The organism is Roseovarius sp. CAU 1744 (genome assembly GCF_039839345.1).
Lineage (GTDB): Bacteria > Pseudomonadota > Alphaproteobacteria > Rhodobacterales > Rhodobacteraceae > Roseovarius.
Window position 1 is genome coordinate 136619 of the sequence record NZ_JBDOQV010000012.1, and the last position, 21356, is coordinate 157974.

Below are 21356 nucleotides of genomic sequence, written 5' to 3' on the forward strand. Positions count from 1 at the left end.
GCACCAGAATGGAGTAAACCTCGTGTCCCACGCAGAAGATCACGAAGGCACCCGTAGGGATTTCCTTTATTATGCAACCGCGGGTACCGGCGCTATCGCCACCGGCGCTGCCGTCTGGCCGCTGGTCGATCAGATGAACCCGTCCGCGGATGTTCAGGCGCTCAGCTCGATCCGGGTTGACATAAGCGGTATCGAACCGGGGACGCAGCTGACGGTGAAATGGCTGGGCAAGCCGGTGTTTATCCGCCGCCGCACGCCGGAAGAGATCGAGGAAGCGCGCGCGGTAAATCTGGCCGAACTGCCTGACGGTGACGCAAGGAATGCCAACATCGATGCTGGCGCTTCGGCGGCGGATGAAAACCGTTCGCTGGACGAAACCGGTGAATGGCTGGTCCAGATGGGGGTATGTACCCACCTGGGCTGTGTTCCTCTGGGCGATGCCGGCGATTTCGGCGGCTGGTTCTGCCCCTGCCACGGGTCGCATTACGATACCTCCGGCCGCATCCGCAAAGGCCCCGCGCCGGAAAACCTGCCGGTGCCGGTAGCAGAATTCGTCGACGAAACGACGATCAAACTGGGATAAGGAAGCGCGCATATGTCCGGAATTCCGCACGATCACTACGAACCCAAGACTGGCGCTGAGAAATGGCTGCATTCGCGGCTGCCGATCGTCAGCCTGATGTATGACACATTGATGATCCCCACGCCCAAGAACCTGAACTGGATGTGGATCTGGGGTATTGTCCTGACCTTCTGCCTGGTGCTGCAGATCGTGACCGGCATCATCCTGGTCATGCACTACACACCGCATGTCGACCTGGCCTTCGCCTCGATCGAACATATCATGCGCAACGTGAATGGTGGCCACTTCATCCGCTACCTGCACATGAACGGCGCGTCGCTCTTCTTCTTTGCCGTCTATATCCACATCTTCCGCGGTCTCTACTACGGCTCATACAAGGCCCCGCGCGAGATCACCTGGATCATCGGGATGCTGATCTACCTGATGATGATGGGCACCGCCTTCATGGGCTACGTTCTGCCCTGGGGCCAGATGTCCTTCTGGGGTGCGACGGTTATCACCGGCCTCTTCGGTGCGATCCCGTTCATCGGTGAAAGCATCCAGACCTGGCTGCTGGGCGGCCCGGCGGTGGACAATGCCACGCTGAACCGCTTCTTCAGCCTGCACTACCTGCTGCCCTTCATCATCGCCGCGCTGGTTGCGGTCCATATCTGGGCGTTCCATTCGACCGGCAACAACAACCCGACGGGCGTTGACGTGCGCCGCGGATCGAAAGCCGAGGCCGAGAAAGATACCCTGCCGTTCTGGCCCTATTTCGTCATCAAGGACCTGTTCGCGCTGGCCGTCATCATGGTGGTGTTCTTCGCCATCGTCGGTTTCATGCCCAACTACCTGGGTCACCCGGACAACTATATCGAGGCCAACGCGCTGGCCACGCCTGCGCATATCGTGCCGGAATGGTACTTCCTGCCCTTCTACGCGATCCTGCGTGCTTTCACATCCGAGGTCTGGGTCGTGCAACTGGCAAGCTGGATCACCGGCGGCATCATCGATGCCAAGTTCTTCGGCGTGCTGGCGATGTTCGGCGCGATCGCGGTGATGGCGCTGGTGCCGTGGCTGGACACGTCAAGCGTCCGGTCGGGCCGCTATCGCCCGATGTTCAAATGGTGGTTCGCGCTGCTGGTCATCGACTTCATCGTGCTGATGTGGCTGGGCGCCCGCCCCGCGGAAGAACCCTATGCCACCTATGCGCTGATCGCCTCGGCCTATTGGTTCATCTACTTCCTGGTGATCCTGCCGCTCTTGGGCGTTGTCGAAAAACCGACTGCACAGCCGGAAACCATCGAAGCCGATTTCGATGCGCATTACGGCAAAGCCGAAACACCGGCTGAATAAGAAAGGATCGGGATCATGATGAAGAAACTCAGCATTGCCGCTGTCACCGCCCTGACCCTTTCGACCGGGGGCGCATTTGCAGCCGGTGCCGAAGGTCACGTGCATGACGTGGATTTCTCGTTCGAGGGGCCGTTCGGCAAGTTCGACCAGAACCAGCTTCAGCGCGGGCTGCAGATCTATACCGAGGTTTGCGCCGCCTGCCACGGGCTGCAATACGTGCCCCTGCGGACGCTGGCGGACGAAGGCGGCCCGCATCTGCCCGAAGATCAGGTGCGCGCCTATGCCGAGCAGAATTTCGAGGTGTTCGATGCGGAGCTGGACGATGTCCGCCCGGCCAGACCGACGGATCATTTCCCGAAATCCAACCTGCCAAACGCACCCGACCTCAGCCTGATGGCCAAGGCGCGGGCTGGTTTTCACGGGCCTGAAGGCACCGGGCTGAACCAGCTGTTCAAGGGCATGGGCGGTCCGGAATACATCGTGTCGCTGCTGACCGGCTATACCGGTGAAACCAAGGAAGAGGCTGGTGTGACGCTTTATGAAAACACCGCCTTCCCGGGTGGGTGGATTTCGATGGCGCCGCCGCTGGCTGGCGAAGACGTCGAATTTGCCGACGGTCACAGCAACGAGCTGCACCATGAGGCCGAAGATGTCGCCGCCTTCCTGATGTGGACGGCCGAACCCAAGATGATGGCCCGCAAACATGCCGGGCTGACCGGCGTTATCTTCCTGACGCTGCTGTCGGTGCTATTGTATCTGACGAACAAGCGCCTCTGGGCGCCGGTCAAGGGCAAGAAGAGCCACTAATCGCTTGTGCCGCGCCCAAAGCGCAGCCTGAAAACGAAGCTCGCCCTGAGACATCAGCGGCGGGCTTTTTCGTCCTGAACAAAGTCGAAGGCCGGCGGTTACTGCACCTCGACACTGCGCGCAAACGAGCGGACATGGCGCTCGCGAAGCGTCTTGCGCAAGCTGCCGCCGCCAAGCGCGATCCGGATACCGCCCGACACGTCGTTGTATTCGCTGATGCCACGATACCCGTTCAGCGCGCCGCCGAAATCCAGATAGAAGCTGTAGCGCCCCTGGCCCAAACCTGTTTCCATGCCGAAGCTGGCAATCTCTCCATCCGAATCTGCCTGCAAACCTGCGCGTAGCAGGAAATTGTCGCTCAGCCACCAGGTCGCCTCGGCGATGCCGAACGGGCTGAAATCGTCACGGCCGGGAACAGATCCCGTGACAGCCTGAAGACCCCCCACCACACGGAAATCTACCGACTGGCCGAAATGCTCGTAAATATAGGCCAGTTCGGCCGAGGTCTCGTGATCTTCCGCGTAATTCACCCGCGCCCCGAACCCGTGCCTGTAAACTCCGCGATCCTGCATCCAGACGGCTTCGATGCCCAGGTCAAGCTGGTCAAAGGAAACGCTGTCAGAGTCGGAGAAAAGGTCGATGCCCACATCGCGAAACCCGCCGAAAAACACCAATCGGGATGCGCCTGCAATGCCGGGTTCTTCCACGCCGTAGCGCAGGCGCAGAATGTCATTGTCACGCAGGTTGATCGTTTCCCGCGCATGGTAGCTCAGCGTGAAATCCGTTTGACGGCTCTGGGCCAGCGCTCGATCCGGTACCAGGATCGATATGGCAGCAATACCCGCAAGGCCGGTTTTCAGGATCATCAACACTCTCCCCCAAACAAGTGTTGGTTCAGGGTTTTCCAAAGCGCCCCGGTTTGTCAACCGCTCATACGCGGACAGTCTGGCCAGGAAATGCCCATCCACTCGTCAAAGCGGATCAAAACGCCCGGTTATCGGCGCTTGAGGGTTTGCCCGTAGCTGATCGTCGGTTCCAGCACGATGCGTTGCGGCCCGGTATCACCGGCAATGCGCTCTACAATAACCTGCGCCGCGCGCTTCCCGATCTCAAGCCGGCAGGCGTCCATCGTCGCCAGCTCCCTGGGCAGACCCTTGAGCAGGTTGACCCCGTTGAACCCTGCCAGCCCGATCTGGCCAGGCACATCAATGCCCTGGTCAAGCAGGTACAGCAGCCCGCCTGCGCCGATGATATCATTGGAATAATAGAGAAAATCGATCTCTTCGTTGCGCGCCAGGATCGCCTCTGTCATCTCGCGCCCTTTCACCAGCGCCGAGCCGCCAGTGTAGAATTCCTTGTCCACGATCTCGACCCCGGCTTTGGCAAGCATTTCGGTGAAACCTTCAAAGCGCTTCCGCGCGCGGTGATCCAGGGACATCTTGGTGCCCAGAAACCCGATTTGCCGATACCCGGCCTTGAGGATGGCGCTGGCCATTTTCTGCCCGGCGAGGCGATGCGAGATGCCAACAACGGAATCGACCGGCGTACCGTCCACATCCATGATCTCGACCACCGGGATGCCCGATGCCGCGAGCATTGCGCGCGATGCTTCGGAATGTTCCAGCCCGGCGATGATGACGCCGGAAGGCCGCCATGACAGCATCTCGTAGAGAACCTTTTCCTCCTTTTCGCGCTGATAGCCGGTGATCCCCACAACCGGCTGCAGCTCGGTGTCATCCAGGACCTGGCTGATGCCGGTCATCACCTCGGGAAAGACCATGTTCGACATCGACGGGATCACGACAGCCACCAGGTTGACCCGGTTCGACGCCAGCGCACCGGCAATCTTGTTGGGCACATATCCCAGCTCCTTCGCCGCCGCCAACACCCGCTTGCGGGTCGCGTCCGATACATCGCCACGGTTGCGCAATACCCGGCTGACGGTCATCTCGGAGACACCGGAGGCATCGGAAACATCACGAAGAGTCAGCGGGCGATTTTCATTATCTGTCACGAGGCATCTTCCTGTGTGTGGTTTGCAAAACGTTATCGCGAACGGTCTTTCAGGATCAAGCGGCTGCACACCCCACCCGCTGCCATTTTCCGAAATTCAACCGATGACAAACCAGAATCCTGCCATTATTGAGACCGCAGACGGCCCCGTGGCTCAACTGGATAGAGCAGCCCCCTCCTAAGGGGCAGGTTGCAGGTTCGAATCCTGCCGGGGTCGCCATTAACCCTGATTAAACCTATCTGCTTGTTTGGAGTGGTTTTTCTAATCGGGCTCTACCAAGGTCACATCAAGTCGCTTGGCGCAGTCCAGGGATGGTCGGGCCATCTGATCCAGTTCCCTGATCTGGCCGGGCGCCGCGGTACACATGCGGTATCGTTGCAAGTGGCCAACGCGCCGACAGCCATTGCCCGAAAATGGGCTGCGCCCGGCGACCCGGTCCTTTCCTGATTTACGATCGCGGTGTTTGGAGCGCGCGCGGCTCTGCGGGGCGCTCTGCCCGGAAATTTGGCCGGCGCCGAATGTGTTTCGGAAGTCACTACCTTTCCGCTTCTAGTTCCTGGAACGCCCGGTAGAAACGGTATTCGAGTTCCCAAAATGATCTGAGGTTCTCCAGCGCAAGGTCCGACAAGGGTGCGGCTGCTTCAGGGCTTGCGTGACGGTCCGCAGAGTCGGGCAACTGATGATCTGCGATACCCAGCTTGGCAAGGAATTCCGGCAGGTCACGGTCCATGTTCTGCACGTCGACACAGGCGACGATATTGGGCCCTTCACCGGCCAGGTTTTCGAGGCTTTCGAAATGAAAGCTGTAATCCGTCTTGATGTGGATGATCGAATTGAAGGCGAAATAGGCGGCGGATCTGGTTCTTTCACAGCTTGAGCTCAGCGCCTCTGCCAGATCATTCGCGGTATCGAAATACAGGAATGACGTCGCCTCGGCCGGCGACCACATTCGATTGTATTTCGGCCGTCCCTGCCTGCGCCTGCTCTGAAACGCGGAAACGAACCGCGCGGCCGGATCGCGAAACGTGAAGGCAAGCTTGCGATCAGAGCCAAAATCCCGGAGCGTCGACGATACCGTTTCCCGATGTGACAGCAGTTGGATCGGACGCGACCAGCGGGTCTTGTTGTGCCGGATCACCGCTTTCAGATAGGTGCCGCCTGTCTTGCCCGGGTGCAATACGCAAATCGGGGAAACATCCGGTTTGGTCGTCACGGCGGTCCTCACTGGTCATCGCAAACGGGTGCATCCAAGTATCGGCAATTGGCAGGGCTGTCGAGGGTGATGTCCGCCCCAGGGCTTGCCACCGCGAAATCAAAGATAAAATGCGGAATAAATGCTTCATGCTTTCCTAGGCCATCTTGGCAAATCATTAACTGACTTCCGCTCATAACGTGTCGGGGCGTTTTGGTGAGTGTAAGTAATGGCATACAATGTCAGTTATGATTTTCAGGGTGGCGAAACCGTGGGTTCCGTCATCGGGGCGGCGCATTTTGGAACCAATTACCTGTTTCATCATGATCGTGTGGGCTCTGACAGTACATTCCCCGAAATAATCGACCGTGTCGGCATTGACTTGATCCGCTATCCGGGCGGCACGGTAACCGAAGAATATTTCGACATCTCCAACCCGCAGGCGAGCGTTCAGTCCAGCAGCTTTGGCCGGAAGGACAAAGCGGTCACGCCGATCCATGAGTTTCTGGAATACGCGGCGGAATCCGGATCGAGGGCGATCATCGTCCTGCCGACCTACCGGTATTTCGATGAGGCCACGCGCCAGATCGACCCCGCTGCCGAAGCGATCTTCAAGGATTTCGTGCGTGCCGTGCTGGCCGGTGATTATGGCGAGGCCCAGATCAGCGGTTTCGAGATCGGCAACGAATGGTACCAGGACAAGTTCAGCTGGACCGCGACCGAGTTCGGTGAAGTTCAAAGCAAGATCGGCCTCTGGATCGACGAGGTTATCCGGGAAAACGACGATTGGGCGGACACCGGGGTCTATGTCCAGTCGGGCCGCGGCGACGATGACGGCAACGGGATCGAAGACGATCAGGAACTGGCGGCGCAATTCACCGCGCAAGAACTGGAAGCCGTCGATGGGCTGATTTCGCATTTCTATGCCTCGACCGGTTCGGGCAACCCGCTGATCCTGGGCGGCAGCGTCAACCGCCGCCTCAAGGAAACGGCAAAGCACTGGGATACCTCGGATGAAACCGGGCTGGACCTGATCGTGACCGAATGGAATATCGGCGGCGACGGGCCGGACAATACATCCGTGACCGGGCTGATGCGCAACGTGGCGCTTCTGAATGTCTTCTCGAACATGATGGAAAATGGCGTGGACATGTCGGCCATCTGGACGGCGCAGGCACCGGGGCCTGCCTCGCTGAGCAACCGTGAGGGGGACGACCACCTTACATCGACGGGGTATCTTTATCGTATGATGCGCCGCGAACTGGTGGACACCCAGGCGGTGGAAACCGTCCAGGGCGACGAAATTCTGGCCGGCGACGGTCAGGCTATCGGACGCACCTACGTATTCCAGGGTGAGGGCAAGACTGTCATCTATCTGGCCTCGGGCGTGGGCGAAACCATCAATCTGAACGTGGATTTCAGCGAATACATGACCGCAGGGTCGCATATTCATGCCACCGTTCTGGGGACGGCGGACGGGGCGTCGGCCGCTGATTACCGGGTCGAGGCGAGCATGAGAACGATCAGCAACGGTGCGATCGGTGATGGCGGCAGCCATATGTTTACGCTGGGCGATTACGAGCTCGTGCAGGTGGTGATCACGCATGGCGCTGGTGTGCGCCTCTTCGGGGATGACCAGAATGCGACCGATGACAGCTTTGACGGCTCTGCCCATGACGACGAAATCTGGGGGCTGGACGGCGATGATGAGATCAACGGATTTGGTGGCGACGATCTGATCAATGGCGGTGCCGGTGACGACGCGCTCAGCGGCGGCGATGGCGCGGACACCTTTACCGGCGGCGAAGGGTCCGACACGATCGACGGCGGTACCGGTGAGGACACGCTGGATTACTCAGACAGCGCCTCGGCGGTCCGGATCTATGCCCGCGAAGGTATTGCCGAAGAGGACGGCACCGGGGAGACCGATGAATTCGTCGGCATCGAACATTTCATCGGCAGCGATCACGCCGATACGATCTTTATCGATGAAACCACCGCCTCGGTCGACAGCGGAGCAGGCGATGATTTTGTTCGCATGCTGGGGGGTGACGATGTGTTGGTCATTACTGGCGACGGCAACGATTTCGTCCTGATCGAATCCGGTACCGCGACCGTCGACCTGGGCGCGGGCAATGACAAGCTGCTGGCGCATTCGGCCGATGTGAATGTCAATGGCGGCGCGGGCAGCGATGTCATCCACGGCGGCAGCGGCAACGACACGATCGACGGCGGGCAGGGTAATGACGTGCTCTATGGTGGCAGCGGACAGGATACGTTTGTCTACAAGAGCGACGGTGGCACAGATACGATCCTGGATTTCGATACGTCTCAGGACATTCTGGACCTGACGGATCTGGATATCACCTTCGCGGATATCGATGTGGTTTCGACCGATCGCGGTGTTGAGCTGCGTGTGGCCGGCGAAAGCATTGTCGAACTGCAATCGGTCACGGCGGATGAAGTGGCGACCGATATGTTCGCCCTATAAGCGTTCTGGCCCCCCAAACCTGACCCGCCCGACCTGCAAAATATGCAACACTGCCTGGTTTCGACCACGACAGCGTTGAAACTTGCCCGGCGTTTGGAGAGATTGGCATGAGCTACGCCGAAAACCGGTGACGAGTGGATGCCAGCAACGGGTGTGCGGATGGCCGGGAAGAAAGTACATATCCATCTGGGTCCGCACAAAACGGGCTCATCCGCGATTCAGCGCGCGCTGAAGGATAATGCCGGCATGCTGGCCGCGCGGTTCGGTCTGACCCATATCGCGACGCCGCATATTGCCAAGGCCGCCAGACTGCTGAACGCTGATCGCCCGTTCGACGCGGCGGACGCGCTGGAAGGTATCGCCGGGCTGTGCGATCAGGCGCCGGGGGACTGCATCCTGTCCTGTGAGGATCTGGCGGGACTCCTGCCGGGAACGCGCCGGGTGCGCCAGATCTATCCGAAGCTCTGGCGGAATGTCGCCGCTCTGGACGAAGCGTTGGGCGCCTTCGACACGCGTTACTATTTCTTTTTGCGCGACCCGGAGGACTGGATCAGAAGCTGCTATATCCAGAACCTCAAATACCGGCAGAAATTCAGCAGCCTGGAGGGGTTCGCGGAATTTATCGACAGCGACGGGCTTTGGCAGGGGGTCACGTCGGAAACCGCCTGCAATCTGGGATCGCGCTTCGTGATGGTTGAGTACCCGCAGGGTGAAAAGAGATCAGCAATGCAATCCCTCATGTCAGCAATTCCGGGGATGAAATCTGCCGATCTCGGCGCCATCGCAGAGCGCCAGGCCAATGTTTCGCCCAGCACGGCGGAAATCCAGCTGATGGAGCGGATCAACAGGTCCAGCGCATCCCAGGAAGCGAAACGACTGGCGAAGCTGTCACTGCTCGCACCGGAAGAAACCACGGCAGAAGCGGTTGACGTGCCGGCCGACAATGACTGGTTTGGCGTCCCCAAGCGGCCAGAAGGGTTGCCCAAAACGCTGGAGCCGCTTTGGCAGCGCGTTGAAACGCGTGTCCGGCAGCAGGATCAACCCAACCTGATGCCCGCTCTCGATGTCGATCTGCGCCCGCTGCGCACACAGATTGTCGAGGCGGATGATGAATTGCCGGATGTCGGCAGGGGGAAAATGGTCAATCAGGCCGAAATTCTGGTCTACCGGTTCCGGAACCAGCCCGAGATCTGCTTCTTGCTGGGGTTGACGATCAGCTATCTGCGCCGCGACACGCCGCACACCGCCCATGCCGCCGCACTCTTTCAGCGGCTGTGGTCCGAGGAGTATCGGCTGTTGCTGGGCCTGCTGCCCACGCGCTGGCTGATCTCAAGCTTTCAGACCTTTCTGGATCACGGCCTCAACGAAGATCAGAAGGTTATCGGCGCCAGTGCCTATTTCTACGCCAACATGCTCAAGGCCTATGAGACCGAGCGCGCGTTCGAGGATATGCCTGCGGATGCCACATATCCCAACAAGCTGCCGCAGACGAAAATGGGGTTTGCGGGGCTCGATCGCTTCAAGCTGGGTGGGTCCGACCTGATCCTGAATACCAATGCGCTGCTGCTGGAATATTCCGCCCGCGATGCCGTTGCCGGCCGGGTGGTGCAGGAATTCATGGCCCGCGCACGGGCCGCAAACACGATCTTTTCGCGGATGGACAAAAGCCGGCAGGCCCACGGGATCAACATCCAGCAATTCTCGAACTGCTGGAGCTTTTTCGACGAGCCCAAGTAGCCCGCCTGATCAGATCACCTGGATCACGTCCTTGTCGATGGCCAGCATGTAGCCACGGCGCGCAATATTCTTGACCAGCAACTCGCTGACCAACTGGTTGCCCAGCGTGTCACGCAACCGTTTGATGCGCGTGGCACCGGCGGCCTCTTCGCAATCGCTGGCGTCGCGGCCGGAAATCATCGCCTCGATCTCGGCACCTGACAAGACGTCGTCATCCATGCGCGCTTCGGCCAGGATCGACAGCGTTTCCATCGCCGCATCAGTCAGCTTGAACCCCATGTTGTTGAGATAGACGGTCTTCTCCTCGCGGCTGATCAGCAGGGAGCTGACCTGGATGCCCGATCTTTCGATCTGGGCCATGCGGCGGTTCATCGCAATCAGCATGACCAGGAACACCAGCGCCGCCACCAGCAAGGCCGCGGCAAAGACCAGCAACACGAAAATTACCATCCGGTAGCTGACCAGCGTCTCGGAAAAGGCGGTGCCGGACAGCGCAAGAATTTCCAGCAGCTTGATTTCCGCATCGGTGGTCAGCGCGTCGTTTTCCACGAAAATCCGCTCGACCCGCGCGTTGAAAGCGTTGGCATCGGGCAGGCTGAGAAACAGCAATACCGCCGCCACCGTCAGGATCAGTACCACGGCACCCATGCCGATAACCACCGCACGGTTTCCCGTGCGGCGTGCATCTGCGGCAGAATTCGTCAATTCGTGCAAAACCGATCCTTCCCGGCCCTATTGCTTTTTGACCGACAAAACCTTGAGCAAGGTGAGCCCTTTCTGCTTCAGCCTTCTTTCGAGCTTTTGCGTAACGGCGGCAATGTTACAGTCGCCACTCACCTGCGCAACTTCGTGAAAAAGCTTAAGCGGGTTATCGCGCTTGGCCTTGTATTCGACAATGCAGGCGGCGCTGGCCGCCTGGGCGCCAAGTGTCAGGGCCATGATGGCCGCGGGGATGATCAGAATGCGTTTCATGGCACGAACATGCGCGAGAGCTCACAGCTATTCAATAACATGTGCGCTCAAATGATCCCGGAGCTCGCTGTTATTAGATAACATTGTGGCGATATTGCCTGACTTTGGTGCTCTGACCCATCCTTGGATCATCGAACACGCACCCAGCTGCCCCGGGTGCCCCAGCAGATGAAGCCTGAAAGGAAATCCAATGATGTACCGCAAGTTCATAGCCTCGATCCTGGCCACGGCCGTAGCGATTACCGGCCTGACAGCGGCCCCCGCCCGTGCCGACAATGAAGATCTGCTCAAGATCCTCGGCGGTGTCGCCGCCATCGCCATCATCGGCTCTGCCATCAAGGAGGCGCGGGATGATGACAAGGTCAGTCGCAACTATCCCTATTACTACGGCCAGCGAAAGAAGGCTCATCGCAGGCATCACAAGCACCACCACCACTCACATCGTGATCGGCATCATGGCGCAAAGGATGGCCGGTACCGTGATGATCGCCATGCCCGGCCGCTGCCCCGCCGCGTGCAGCGCAAGCTGCTGCCGGCATCTTGCCAGGTACGGGCCCGCAATCGCGGCCAGAACTTCCTGGCCTATAGCGACTGGTGCCTAGACCGGAAATACAGTCACGCCAGATCCCTGCCGCGCAACTGTGCCGTCAATGCCCGCATCCTGCACAACAACAAGCGCAACACCGTCTATGGCAGCCGTTGCCTGAGCCGATACGGATACGTTGCCGCAAGGTACTGACACCGGCACTATCGAGCATGGAGGGGAAGGTTTCGGCCTTCCCCTTTGCGTTACGGGTCCGCTTGTGCTTTGTGGCAGTCATGAGCGGGCCGGATTACTCTATCGAACAATTGGCGCAGGCCGAGGGCGCGCGGCTTGTCGCCGGTGTGGACGAGGTCGGGCGCGGCCCGCTTGCCGGGCCGGTCACCGCCGCCGCGGTCATTCTGGATCCGGCGCGAATCCCCGAAGGGTTGAACGATTCCAAGCGGTTGACCGCCAAGCGGCGCGCGGCGCTGAAGGATCAGCTGATGGCCTGTGCGGACGTATCGATTGCCCATGCCAGCGTGGCCGAGATTGACGAACTGAACATTTTGCGCGCCTCGCATCTGGCGATGGAACGGGCGGTGGCGGGCCTGCGACAAACCCCCGATCTGGCCCTGATTGACGGCAACCTGATCCCCCGCGGGCTGAGCGTTCCGGCGCGGTCCGTGGTGAAGGGCGATGCGATTTCCGTGTCGATCGCGGCGGCGTCGATCGTTGCAAAAACATGCCGGGACCGGATCATGTGGGATTTGGCGCAACAGTATCCCGGCTACGGATGGGAAACAAACGCGGGCTATCCGTCAAAAAGCCACAGGGAGGCGTTGCAAAATCTTGGGGTGACCCCACACCATAGACGTTCCTTCAGGCCGGTCCACAACATCTTGTATCAAGAAAATAACTAAGCGTTTGATTCAAAAAAGAATTTGACGGCGAATCGGCTTTGAATCATCTTTGACCTCAACGAACCAGAGCGCTGAAGCGCCGGGACCAGAGGCAGAAAATGACGACGAAAACTACTTCCAAGGGCGCAAAAGCGCTCCCGTTGAACACGATTCTTGCCGGTGACTGTATCGAGATGATGAACAGTCTGCCGGCGGCCAGTATCGACCTGATCTTTGCCGATCCCCCCTATAATCTGCAGCTGAAGGGTGACCTTCATCGCCCGGACAACAGCCAGGTGGACGCGGTCGACGATGCCTGGGACCAGTTCGCGTCCTTCGCCGCCTATGACAAGTTCACCAAGGATTGGCTGACCGCCGCGCGCCGGCTTCTGAAACCCGACGGCGCGATCTGGGTGATCGGCTCGTATCACAACATCTTCCGCGTAGGCGCGGCGCTGCAGAATGCCGGTTTCTGGATTCTGAACGATGTCATCTGGCGCAAATCCAACCCGATGCCGAATTTCCGCGGCAAGCGGCTGACCAACGCCCATGAAACGATGATCTGGGCCAGCCGGGAAGAGGGCGGAAAATACACGTTCAACTATGAGGCACTGAAGGCGCTGAACGAAGGCATTCAGATGCGTAGCGACTGGGTACTGCCGATCTGCACCGGCCATGAGCGCCTGAAGGACGACAAGGGCGACAAGGCCCATCCGACGCAAAAGCCCGAGAGCCTTCTGCATCGCGTCCTTGTCGGCTCGACCAACCCGGGCGATGTGGTGCTGGACCCGTTCTTTGGCACCGGCACCACCGGGGCCGTCGCCAAGATGCTGGGCCGCAACTATATCGGCATCGAACGCGAAGAGGCCTATCGGACGGTTGCCGAAAAGCGCCTGGCGGCGACCCGCAAATTCGATCGCGAGGCGCTGCAGGTCTCGGTCAGCAAGCGCGCCGAGCCGCGCGTGCCGTTTGGCCAGCTGGTCGAGCGGGGCCTGCTGCGCCCGGGCGAAGAGCTTTATTCGATGAACAAGCGGCACAAGGCCAAGGTGCGCGCCGATGGCACCCTGATCGGGGATGACATCAAGGGGTCGATCCACCAGGTGGGCGCCCATCTGGAAGGCGCGCCCAGCTGCAATGGCTGGACCTACTGGTGTTTCAAACGCGACGGCAAGACCGTGCCGATTGACCTATTGCGGCAACAGATCCGCGCCGAGATGGCAAACTGAATTCATCCAGGGAATACCGCCGGTGCCTGTGGTCTGACTTCCATATGCACCATCAACCTGCCCCGCCGACAAGGCGGGGCTTTTTTGCGCCCTAGTTCAGCAGCCGTTGGCGCGGTCGCGGTGACGCCATACGCTTGCGGCCCAGGCGGCGGCGAAAGACCTCGGCCAGCTTGATCCTGATCTCGTCATTCTTGTCGATGATCTGGAGCCCCGCGGCATTTGCCTTGTCCCACATGAACGGAGAGGGCCAGCCCGAGACGATCACGATTGTCGTGTTGAAATAGGAGGGATCGTTGGCAAGTTGCTGGGCGAAATCGGTGCCGTTCCCGTCAGGCAGGTTGTTATCACACAGGATCATCGAAAATTTCTGCGTGGCAAGCGCCTGCCTGGCAGCCTGCAATGTCCCGGCAAAAACAAGTTCGGCCTCGACACCCGAGGCGCGCAGGGTACGTTCGATCAGCCGTTGATCGAAAAGACTGTCTTCGATCACGAGACATGTCTGGTTCTGGCCCATCGGTTTTGAGTGATCTCGCATAGGTACCGTCCTTATATGCGGCGTGAGACTGTCACAAAGGGCTTAATCAGGGCTTAACCGATATCCGCGATCATCGGGAATATGCGCCCGTTGCGGTCTATCTCGGCAGTGGATTGCATGCCTTGTTGTAGGCCTTCCAGTCGGTGATTTCGGGGTAGTACATCTGTCGCCATCTGCGCACCCGCGGGTTCATGACCCGGCGCCACAGCGGCGGGACCATCGCGGCCATTGTCATCACCGGATAGCCAAAGGGCAACTGCGGGGCGTCACCACCGGAATAGGTCTGCAGCAGCGGAAAGCGGCGGTCGGGCTTGTAATGGTGATCGGAGTGGCGCTGCAGGTTGATCAGCAACCAGTTCGAGGCCTTGTGCGCCGCGTTCCAGCTGTGACGCGGCTGGACGTGTTCATATTTGCCATCCCCCAGATGTTTCCGGGTCAGGCCGTAATGTTCGATATAGTTGACCAGTTCCAGCTGCCATATGGCGACGAAAGCCTGCCAGATGAACAGGGCCAACCCCGTCCATCCGCCCAGAAGCAGCGCCAGTATCATCATGCCGGCCTGCAGCGCCCAGTAGCGGAAGAACGGATTGCTCAGGTCTGTCCAAGGCAGCCCCTTGCGCGCCAGCATCTCTTTCTCAGCCCGAAACGCGGATTTCCAGCACGAGATCAGCACCCGCGGAAAGAATCGGTGAAAGCCTTCATTGTAGCGCGCGGTCACCGGGTCGCGCGGTGTGCCGACATAGCGATGATGCACCAGCAGATGTTCGGACCGGAAATGTGAATACAGCACCATCGCCAGCAGCAGATCGCCCATCCAGCGTTCCCGGCGGTCTTTCTGGTGCATCAGTTCATGGCTGTAATTGATACCGACCGAGCCGGTGATCACGCCGACGCCGAAAAACAGCACAATGGTTTCCAGCGGCGAAAGATGGGCGTCACCCGGGCCATTGGCATACCAGATCAACCAGTAGAGCAGCAGGAATTGGATCGGGGTCCAGATCAGCGTGATCGCCTTGTACCAGGTCAGGTGATCCTCGGAAATCTGCGGGTCGGCGTTCTCCAGCTCTAGCCCGAGGAAGACATCGAGGATCGAAAACAGGAACCAGGTCACGACCGGGATCAGGATCAGCGCCCATCCGCCCTGCATTGCGCTGAAGATGGCAACCGGGACCAGCAAGAGCGACATCCAGAACGGAAGGGCGCGCTGATAACTGGCGATCTGCTGGGAGGTGAGCATAGGGCGGGTTCCGGCGACGGTTCAAATCCTGCCCGACAGTTTAGCCCAAATTTTCCAGCGCGCCATGTGCCAGATCGAAAACCTTGCGCATTACTGTGGGCAACTCGGACGGGTTGAACCTTTCGGCGGGCAGAAAGGCGCCCCTAGACGGCATGGTCGGGGCTTCCACGCGGGCCACTTCGATTTGCAGGCGCAGGTGGAAATGCGTGAACGTATGGCGCGCCTCCTCAGTCAAACTGTGCCAATACGCATCCAATGGCGGCGCCGGTGCGGGCGCATCGGACCAGTCGCTGCCGGGCCAGCCCAACATGCCGCCCAGCAGTCCCTTGGGCGGGCGCCGTTCCAGCAGCCAGGCACCATCGCTGCGCTGAGCGACATAGGCGATGCCGTGCCGTGTGGGTTTGGCTGTCTTGGGCGATTTCCGCGGCAGGTCGGCCTGATTGCCTGCGGCGCGCGCACGGCACGGAACCCGCCAGGGGCAGATCCCGCAAGCTGGCGCGCGGGGGGTACAGATCGTGGCGCCCAGGTCCATGACCGCCTGCGCATAGTCGCCGGGGCGAACCGATGGGGTCAGCTGCGATGCCGCTTGTGTCAGCTCGGGCTTGGCAGCAGGCAGCGGGGTGTGGATGTCGAAGAGCCGCGCCATGACCCGTTCCACATTGCCATCCACGACCGTTTCTGCGCGGTCAAAGGCAATGGCCGAAATCGCGGATGCAGTATAGGGTCCGACGCCGGGCAGGGTCAGCAGGGCGTCGCGATTATCGGGAAACCTGCCGCCATGATCATGCGTGACGACGCGCGCACATTTCAGCAGGTTGCGGGCGCGGGCATAATAGCCCAGCCCGGCCCATTCGCCCATCACCTCACCATCATCGGCGGCGGCAAGGGCCGCCACCGTCGGCCAGCGGCGTGTGAACCTTTCGAAATAGGATTTCACGGTGGCAACCGTGGTCTGTTGCAGCATCACCTCGGACAGCCAGACACGGTATGGATCGGGCACCACACCTTTTGCCCGCGCCGCCGGACCAACCCGCCACGGCATCACCCGCGCATGGCGATCATACCAATCCAGCAGGTCCGTGGCTCTGGCGGTTTCACACATTCGTTATCCTCGTGCCGGATTAGGGGCTGGCATGCCCCGTCACATGCCTTAAATTAGCACCCGAGTACAGGAGGTCACCCATGTCAGAGCGCAAGGCCACGACGCGCGGTTTCACCCGCACATCGTCGCTGCTCAAGAAATCCATCCGGCGCGCATCGGAAAGCCGCGGTTTCTCTGAATCGCGTGTCCTGACCCATTGGGCGGAAATTGTCGGCGCGGACATCGCCGCCATTTCGCGCCCGGTCGAGGTCAGCTATGGCCGGCAGGGCCTGGGTGCGTCCCTGACGGTGCTGACGACCGGTGCGCAGGCCCCGATGCTGGAGATGCAGAAGGAAAAGCTGCGAGAAAAGGTGAACGCCGTCTACGGGTATAATGCGATCTCGCGGGTTCGGATCACCCAGACGGCGCCGACGGGCTTTGCCGAGGGCAGGGTCAGTTTTGATCATCGCCCGGCCGAGAAGAAACCTGCCGAGCGTGACCCGGCATTGCGCGAAGCGGCCGCAAAGCTGACCGCACCAATCGGCGATACATCGCTCAGGTCTGCCCTTGAAGCCCTGGGACAGAACGTTCTATCCAGACGCAAACACTGATCACCGGAGGTGAGCTTGATGAATCGACTGATAATTATCGGGGCCGTTGGCCTTGCCATTGCCGCGGGCGCGATCTACTGGATCACCGGTTCCGGCACCGGGGCGCGCAACGGGGCAGAGGCAATACAGGCGGCGGATGTCGACACCTCGTCCATCGTCGAGATGTCGATGGGCCCGGCGGATGCCAAGGTGACGGTCATCGAATACGCGTCGTTCACCTGCCCGCATTGCGCCAATTTTCACAAGGGCCCGTTCAAGGATCTCAAGGCGGAATACGTCGATACCGGCAAGGTGCATTTCATCTATCGCGATGTGTATTTCGATCCGCTGGGCCTGGCCGCCTCGCAATTGGCGCGCTGTGACGGGCCGGACCGGTTTTTCGGCATTTCCGACATGCTCTATAACCGGCAGAACGTCTGGGCGGACAGATCCGCGTCGCGTGCCCAGGTCTTCGATAACCTGACCAAGATCGGCAAGGTTGCCGGCCTCAGCGAGGAACAGATTCAGGCCTGTCTGAACGACGAGGAGAAATCCAAGACACTCGTCGCCTGGTACCAGCAGCACGCCGGCGCACATGGGGTCGATTCCACCCCGACGCTTATCATCAACGAACAGAAATACGCGAACATGAACTATAGCGACCTCAAGGCCATCATCGAAGAGAAGCTGGCCGAGTAATGGCTGCCCCGCTTGCCGGCCTTCGGGTCGTAGAACTGGCACGTATCCTGGCCGGTCCCTGGACCGGTCAGATGCTGGCCGACCTGGGCGCCGAGGTCATCAAGGTCGAAAGCCCCGAAGGTGACGATACCCGCAGATGGGGCCCGCCCTTCATCGAACGCGACGGCGATCGGACCGCTGCCTATTTCCATTCCTGCAATCGGGGCAAGGCCAGCGTCACCGCAGATTTTCGCACCCCCGAAGGTCAGGCGGTGGTCCGCGATCTGGTGCGCGGCGCCGATATCCTGATCGAGAATTTCAAGCTGGGCGGGCTTGCGAAATACGGGCTGGATTACGCCAGCCTGTCCGAAATCAACCCCGGGCTGATCTATTGTTCGATCACCGGGTTCGGCCAGGACGGTCCTTATGCGCACCGTGCTGGTTATGATTTCATCATTCAGGGCATGTCCGGCCTGATGTCGATCACCGGCGATCCGGATGGCCAGCCGCAGAAGGCTGGCATTGCCACCACGGATATCTTTACCGGTGTCTACGCCAGCACGGCCATCCTTGCCGCGCTGCATCAGCGGCAGACGACCGGCAAGGGCCAGCATATAGACATGGCGCTGCTGGACGTGGCCGTGTCGGTGACGGCCAACCAGGCGATGAACTACCTCTCGACCGGCAAGCCGCCGCAGCGGATGGGAAAATACCATCCCAACCTGTCGCCCTACCAGGTGTTCGACTGCGCCGATGGCCACATCATCGTCGCCGTGGGCAATGACCGGCAGTTCCAGCGGTTTTGCGGTCTGCTTGGCCTGGAGGATCTGGCCGAGGCGCCCGATTACCTGACCAATTCCGACCGGGTGCAGAACCGCGACCGCCTGACCGTGCTGCTGACCGAAAAGACCGTCACCATGTCCAAGGCCGAGCTCCTCGCCGCCTGCGAGGGTCAGGGCGTGCCCGCCGGTCCGATCAACGACATGCAAGAGGTATTCGACGACCCGCAGGTCCGGGCGCGCGAAATGCAGATAACGCTGGATGGCGTGCCCGGCGTACGCTCGCCGTTCCGGTTCTCGGACGCGGATCTGGTGCTGGACCGGCCGTCGCCGAAACTGGGCCAGGATAACTGAGGCGCCGCGCGCTCAGGCTTTGACGATACCCGCCCGGGCCAGTGCCTCGGTCAACGGCATCCAGTCGTCCAGTTCCAGGCGAACCGGCAGGGTGATGACTTTCGCGCGGAATTCCGGCGGCAGGCGCACGGCGTCTTTCTCGGTTGTCACCAATTGCGCGCCCAATTGCCCGGCGTCATTTTCCAGCCGCGCCATCAGGCCAGGTGTCAGGGGCTGATGGTCATCCAGGGCCTCGGTCGCGGCCAGGTCGGCACCCAGCGATCTGAGCGTGGCAAAGAACTTCTCCGGATGGCCGATCCCGGCAAAGGCCAGGAACCGTGTATCGTGCCAGTCCATCCCGGTCTGAAGCGGCGCCAACCGGCCTTTCAGATGGGGCAGGGCAAGGTGATCGCCCCAGATGGCGGCGAAGCGGTCCTGGGCGCCCTCCGGCCCGATGGATAGCAGCAGGTCGGCCCGAGCCAATCCTGTCGGCACCGGCTCCCGCAGGGGGCCGGCGGGCATGCAGCGCCCGTTGCCAAAGCCCATCTGGGCATCGACCACGACGATCGAGAGATCCTTGACCAGGGACGGATTCTGAAACCCGTCATCCATCACGATCACCTCTGCGCCATCTGCCTGTGCAGCCCGTGCGCCGGCGGCGCGATCGCGTGAAACCCATACCGGCGCAAACGCGGCAATCAGCAGGGGTTCGTCGCCAACCTGATCGGGACCATATGCCGAAGGGTCCACTCTGACCGGACCTTCCAGCGATCCGCCATGCCCGCGCGAGACCACATGCGCCGCAAGCCCGGCCTCTTGCAGATGCTGAACAAGGGCGATGACGGTTGGCGTCTTGCCGGTGCCCCCCGCATTCAGGTTGCCGACGCAGATGACCGGGCAGGCGGGCCTGAACCCGTCTGCGGCCGCCAGCCGGCGCGCCGTTGCGCGTGCATAGAGCGCCCCAAGCGGGGCCAGCAACCGTGCGGCGATTGTCAGCCGGTCAGGGGCGGAATACCAGAACAGGGGCGGTTTCATGGCCGTTTTTCCACAACGTCCAGCGTGTCCTGCACCAGGTCGAGGATCTGGTCCATGACCGCCGCCCCCTGCGAGGCCACGTCCCAGGCCGCGCGCGCCATTTCGGCCGATTGATCGGGCGCGATCAGCCATTCAACCGCGGTCGCCAGCGTCTCTGCGTCCCGCACCAGCCGCGCGGCCCCGGCCTTGGCGTAACGCGAATAGCCCGCCAGGTAGCGGCCGACATTCGGCCCGTAGAGAATGGCCGAGCCATGCGCCGCCGGTTCGTTCGGGTCGCGCCCGACCTGGCCAGCGGCCAGGGAACTGCCCATGAATGTGACCGATGCCAGCAGGTACCACAGCCCCAGTTCGCCCCGCGTATCCGCCAGCAATACCTGCGTCGCTTCCTCGGGCAGATCGCCATCGGACCAGATCGCGTGTCGCCAGCCGCCCTCGGCAAGTTGCCGTCGAAAACGCGCGGTCTCCGAGATGTCGTCGGGCACGATCACCAGCAGTGCCCGGTGCGCCAGCCGGCTGACATTCTTGTGTGCGTGCAGGATCACCGGCAGCTCATCCACCTGCGCCATCGCCGCCAGCCAGACATGGCGGCCGCGCAGCAGGCCCGACAGCTCGTCATGGTCGGACTGGTTGTAGGGCAGGGCGACAGCACCTTCCAGGAACGGCCCGGTCACGGTAACCTCGGTATCGCCGGTGCCAATGCGGCGAAGCTCTCGCGCGGCATTTGCCGACCGGGCCATGATGACGGAAAACCGGGAAAAAAGCGCCTTGGGCAGATCGGGAAACCAACGCCAGCCGGGGCGGATCAGCAAGTTTTCATCCGCGTCGATCAGATAAAGCGGCGTATCCCGCGCGTCCGCGGTACTGATCAGCGCGGGCAGCAGGTTGCCCCCGGTCCACAGGCATAGATCGGGCGACCAGTGGGAAAGAAACGCCTCGGACGCGGCCACGGAATCCTCGGGCACGGTCTGCCAGATGACCCCACCTTCCTTTGCATCGCGGTGCAGCTCTTTCGCGCCGGTCAGCAGGACGGTCACGCCGGGCCGTTGCTGGATCAGCCGGTCGGCCAGTTGTTGCAGCGCATCCGCCCGTCCGGCATCCACCGCATGCCCCCAGATCAGCTCTCCGGCCGGCCTGGGTGTCGAGGGGTGCGGGCTTGCCCGGGATGTCCCGCGGGCATAGGCCAGATAGGCCGCCAGGCTAAGCGAACGCCCCATCGCTCAACTCACCTCTGTCCGCTCGTGTCGTGGCAAACCGCCCCGCCCGGATCAGGTGGCGTATGACCAAAGACCGAGTGCAGACATTTGATCAT

21 protein-coding genes and 1 tRNA gene are annotated in these 21356 nt (G+C 60.9%); 12 read left to right on the forward strand and 10 right to left on the reverse strand.

Going from position 1 to position 21356, the window contains the following annotated elements:
* Nucleotides 1-22 precede the first annotated feature (22 nt).
* From petA to AAFO92_RS21350, 3 genes are read left to right on the forward strand one after another with little or no spacing between them, the layout of a single operon-like run.
* Nucleotides 23-583, forward strand: a complete 561-nt coding sequence (gene petA, locus AAFO92_RS21340; protein ID WP_347538749.1) for a ubiquinol-cytochrome c reductase iron-sulfur subunit — start codon at nt 23-25, stop codon at nt 581-583.
* Between the two features lie 12 nt (nt 584-595).
* On the forward strand, nt 596-1918 hold the full coding sequence (gene petB, locus AAFO92_RS21345) for a cytochrome b (RefSeq protein WP_347538750.1): 1323 nt from the start codon (nt 596-598) through the stop codon (nt 1916-1918).
* Between the two features lie 15 nt (nt 1919-1933).
* Nucleotides 1934-2725, forward strand: a complete 792-nt coding sequence (locus AAFO92_RS21350) for a cytochrome c1 (RefSeq protein ID WP_347538752.1) — start codon at nt 1934-1936, stop codon at nt 2723-2725.
* A 98-nt stretch (nt 2726-2823) separates the two neighbouring features.
* On the opposite strand, the gene AAFO92_RS21355 is transcribed toward AAFO92_RS21350, so the two are convergent.
* Nucleotides 2824-3591 (reverse strand): hypothetical protein, encoded by a 768-nt coding sequence (locus tag AAFO92_RS21355; RefSeq protein ID WP_347538754.1) that lies wholly within the window; start codon nt 3589-3591, stop codon nt 2824-2826.
* Nucleotides 3592-3719: 128 nt separating this feature from the next.
* Nucleotides 3720-4739 (reverse strand): LacI family DNA-binding transcriptional regulator, encoded by a 1020-nt coding sequence (locus AAFO92_RS21360; protein ID WP_347538756.1) that lies wholly within the window; start codon nt 4737-4739, stop codon nt 3720-3722.
* Between the two features lie 142 nt (nt 4740-4881).
* On the opposite strand from AAFO92_RS21360, the gene AAFO92_RS21365 reads away from it, so the two are divergent.
* Nucleotides 4882-4958, forward strand: a tRNA-Arg gene (locus AAFO92_RS21365).
* Between the two features lie 316 nt (nt 4959-5274).
* Here the strand turns inward: AAFO92_RS21365 and AAFO92_RS21370 are convergent.
* A complete protein-coding gene (locus tag AAFO92_RS21370; RefSeq protein ID WP_347538758.1) occupies nt 5275-5952 on the reverse strand; it encodes a hypothetical protein in 678 nt (225 codons plus the stop codon).
* 208 nt (nt 5953-6160) lie between these two features.
* Here AAFO92_RS21370 and AAFO92_RS21375 point away from each other — a divergent pair, with 208 nt between their 5' ends.
* Together AAFO92_RS21375 and AAFO92_RS21380 are read left to right on the forward strand one after the other, a co-directional pair.
* On the forward strand, nt 6161-8422 hold the full coding sequence (locus AAFO92_RS21375) for a cellulase family glycosylhydrolase (protein ID WP_347538760.1): 2262 nt from the start codon (nt 6161-6163) through the stop codon (nt 8420-8422).
* Between the two features lie 159 nt (nt 8423-8581).
* The gene (locus AAFO92_RS21380) at nt 8582-10159 is read left to right on the forward strand and encodes a hypothetical protein (RefSeq protein ID WP_347538762.1); all 1578 of its coding nucleotides are present in this window, start codon (nt 8582-8584) and stop codon (nt 10157-10159) included.
* A 9-nt stretch (nt 10160-10168) separates the two neighbouring features.
* Here the strand turns inward: AAFO92_RS21380 and AAFO92_RS21385 are convergent, their stop codons facing one another.
* Nucleotides 10169-10873 (reverse strand): hypothetical protein, encoded by a 705-nt coding sequence (locus tag AAFO92_RS21385; RefSeq protein ID WP_347538764.1) that lies wholly within the window; start codon nt 10871-10873, stop codon nt 10169-10171.
* Between the two features lie 18 nt (nt 10874-10891).
* Nucleotides 10892-11131: a hypothetical protein gene (locus tag AAFO92_RS21390; RefSeq protein ID WP_347538766.1), complete on the reverse strand. Its 240-nt coding sequence runs from the start codon at nt 11129-11131 to the stop codon at nt 10892-10894.
* A 190-nt stretch (nt 11132-11321) separates the two neighbouring features.
* Here AAFO92_RS21390 and AAFO92_RS21395 point away from each other — a divergent pair, with 190 nt between their 5' ends.
* From AAFO92_RS21395 to AAFO92_RS21405, 3 genes are all read left to right on the forward strand, one after another.
* Entirely contained in the window at nt 11322-11870 is a 549-nt protein-coding gene (locus AAFO92_RS21395) for a hypothetical protein (RefSeq protein WP_347538768.1), read from the forward strand.
* An 80-nt stretch (nt 11871-11950) separates the two neighbouring features.
* On the forward strand, nt 11951-12574 hold the full coding sequence (locus AAFO92_RS21400; RefSeq protein WP_347538770.1) for a ribonuclease HII: 624 nt from the start codon (nt 11951-11953) through the stop codon (nt 12572-12574).
* Between the two features lie 98 nt (nt 12575-12672).
* A complete protein-coding gene (locus tag AAFO92_RS21405) occupies nt 12673-13779 on the forward strand; it encodes a site-specific DNA-methyltransferase (protein ID WP_347538772.1) in 1107 nt (368 codons plus the stop codon).
* A gap of 91 nt (nt 13780-13870) precedes the next feature.
* On the opposite strand, the gene AAFO92_RS21410 is transcribed toward AAFO92_RS21405, so the two are convergent.
* The 3 genes from AAFO92_RS21410 to mutY all read right to left on the reverse strand — a co-directional run bounded on the left by AAFO92_RS21410 (nt 13871) and on the right by mutY (nt 16653).
* Nucleotides 13871-14314 carry a response regulator gene (locus AAFO92_RS21410; RefSeq protein ID WP_347538774.1) on the reverse strand — a complete coding sequence of 148 codons (444 nt, stop codon included), beginning with the start codon at nt 14312-14314 and terminating at the stop codon, nt 13871-13873.
* Between the two features lie 97 nt (nt 14315-14411).
* On the reverse strand, nt 14412-15551 hold the full coding sequence (locus tag AAFO92_RS21415; RefSeq protein ID WP_347538776.1) for an alkane 1-monooxygenase: 1140 nt from the start codon (nt 15549-15551) through the stop codon (nt 14412-14414).
* Nucleotides 15552-15591: 40 nt separating this feature from the next.
* Complete coding sequence (mutY, locus tag AAFO92_RS21420; RefSeq protein ID WP_347538777.1) at nt 15592-16653, reverse strand: A/G-specific adenine glycosylase; 1062 nt, start codon at nt 16651-16653, stop codon at nt 15592-15594.
* An 80-nt stretch (nt 16654-16733) separates the two neighbouring features.
* On the opposite strand from mutY, the gene AAFO92_RS21425 reads away from it, so the two are divergent.
* From AAFO92_RS21425 to AAFO92_RS21435, 3 genes are read left to right on the forward strand one after another with little or no spacing between them, the layout of a single operon-like run.
* Nucleotides 16734-17243, forward strand: coding sequence for a DciA family protein (locus AAFO92_RS21425; RefSeq protein WP_347538779.1), 510 nt, complete (start codon nt 16734-16736; stop codon nt 17241-17243).
* 18 nt (nt 17244-17261) lie between these two features.
* Nucleotides 17262-17921, forward strand: a complete 660-nt coding sequence (locus tag AAFO92_RS21430) for a DsbA family protein (RefSeq protein WP_347538781.1) — start codon at nt 17262-17264, stop codon at nt 17919-17921.
* Nucleotides 17921-19033 (forward strand): CaiB/BaiF CoA-transferase family protein, encoded by a 1113-nt coding sequence (locus tag AAFO92_RS21435; RefSeq protein ID WP_347538783.1) that lies wholly within the window; start codon nt 17921-17923, stop codon nt 19031-19033. The genes AAFO92_RS21430 and AAFO92_RS21435 overlap by 1 nt, the downstream gene beginning before the upstream one ends.
* Nucleotides 19034-19045: 12 nt before the next feature.
* On the opposite strand, the gene lpxK is transcribed toward AAFO92_RS21435, so the two are convergent.
* Together lpxK and AAFO92_RS21445 are read right to left on the reverse strand one after the other, a co-directional pair.
* Nucleotides 19046-20047 (reverse strand): tetraacyldisaccharide 4'-kinase, encoded by a 1002-nt coding sequence (lpxK, locus tag AAFO92_RS21440; RefSeq protein ID WP_347538785.1) that lies wholly within the window; start codon nt 20045-20047, stop codon nt 19046-19048.
* Nucleotides 20044-21261: a glycosyltransferase N-terminal domain-containing protein gene (locus AAFO92_RS21445; RefSeq protein ID WP_347538787.1), complete on the reverse strand. Its 1218-nt coding sequence runs from the start codon at nt 21259-21261 to the stop codon at nt 20044-20046. The genes lpxK and AAFO92_RS21445 overlap by 4 nt, the downstream gene beginning before the upstream one ends.
* Between the last annotated feature and the right edge of the window lie 95 nt (nt 21262-21356).

Bases quoted from the DNA above. Each gene is read 5' to 3' on its own strand.
- mutY (WP_347538777.1), bottom strand. From the start codon at position 16,653: ATGTGTGAAACCGCCAGAGCCACGGACCTGCTGGATTGGTATGATCGC.
- petB (WP_347538750.1), top strand. From the start codon at position 596: ATGTCCGGAATTCCGCACGATCACTACGAACCCAAGACTGGCGCTGAG.
- AAFO92_RS21375 (WP_347538760.1), top strand. From the start codon at position 6,161: ATGGCATACAATGTCAGTTATGATTTTCAGGGTGGCGAAACCGTGGGT.
- AAFO92_RS21395 (WP_347538768.1), top strand. From the start codon at position 11,322: ATGATGTACCGCAAGTTCATAGCCTCGATCCTGGCCACGGCCGTAGCG.
- AAFO92_RS21435 (WP_347538783.1), top strand. From the start codon at position 17,921: ATGGCTGCCCCGCTTGCCGGCCTTCGGGTCGTAGAACTGGCACGTATC.
- AAFO92_RS21390 (WP_347538766.1), bottom strand. From the start codon at position 11,131: ATGAAACGCATTCTGATCATCCCCGCGGCCATCATGGCCCTGACACTT.
- AAFO92_RS21410 (WP_347538774.1), bottom strand. From the start codon at position 14,314: ATGCGAGATCACTCAAAACCGATGGGCCAGAACCAGACATGTCTCGTG.
- AAFO92_RS21445 (WP_347538787.1), bottom strand. From the start codon at position 21,261: ATGGGGCGTTCGCTTAGCCTGGCGGCCTATCTGGCCTATGCCCGCGGG.
- AAFO92_RS21405 (WP_347538772.1), top strand. From the start codon at position 12,673: ATGACGACGAAAACTACTTCCAAGGGCGCAAAAGCGCTCCCGTTGAAC.
- AAFO92_RS21380 (WP_347538762.1), top strand. From the start codon at position 8,582: ATGGCCGGGAAGAAAGTACATATCCATCTGGGTCCGCACAAAACGGGC.
- AAFO92_RS21350 (WP_347538752.1), top strand. From the start codon at position 1,934: ATGATGAAGAAACTCAGCATTGCCGCTGTCACCGCCCTGACCCTTTCG.
- AAFO92_RS21430 (WP_347538781.1), top strand. From the start codon at position 17,262: ATGAATCGACTGATAATTATCGGGGCCGTTGGCCTTGCCATTGCCGCG.
- AAFO92_RS21415 (WP_347538776.1), bottom strand. From the start codon at position 15,551: ATGCTCACCTCCCAGCAGATCGCCAGTTATCAGCGCGCCCTTCCGTTC.
- AAFO92_RS21425 (WP_347538779.1), top strand. From the start codon at position 16,734: ATGTCAGAGCGCAAGGCCACGACGCGCGGTTTCACCCGCACATCGTCG.
- lpxK (WP_347538785.1), bottom strand. From the start codon at position 20,047: ATGAAACCGCCCCTGTTCTGGTATTCCGCCCCTGACCGGCTGACAATC.
- AAFO92_RS21400 (WP_347538770.1), top strand. From the start codon at position 11,951: ATGAGCGGGCCGGATTACTCTATCGAACAATTGGCGCAGGCCGAGGGC.
- AAFO92_RS21355 (WP_347538754.1), bottom strand. From the start codon at position 3,591: ATGATCCTGAAAACCGGCCTTGCGGGTATTGCTGCCATATCGATCCTG.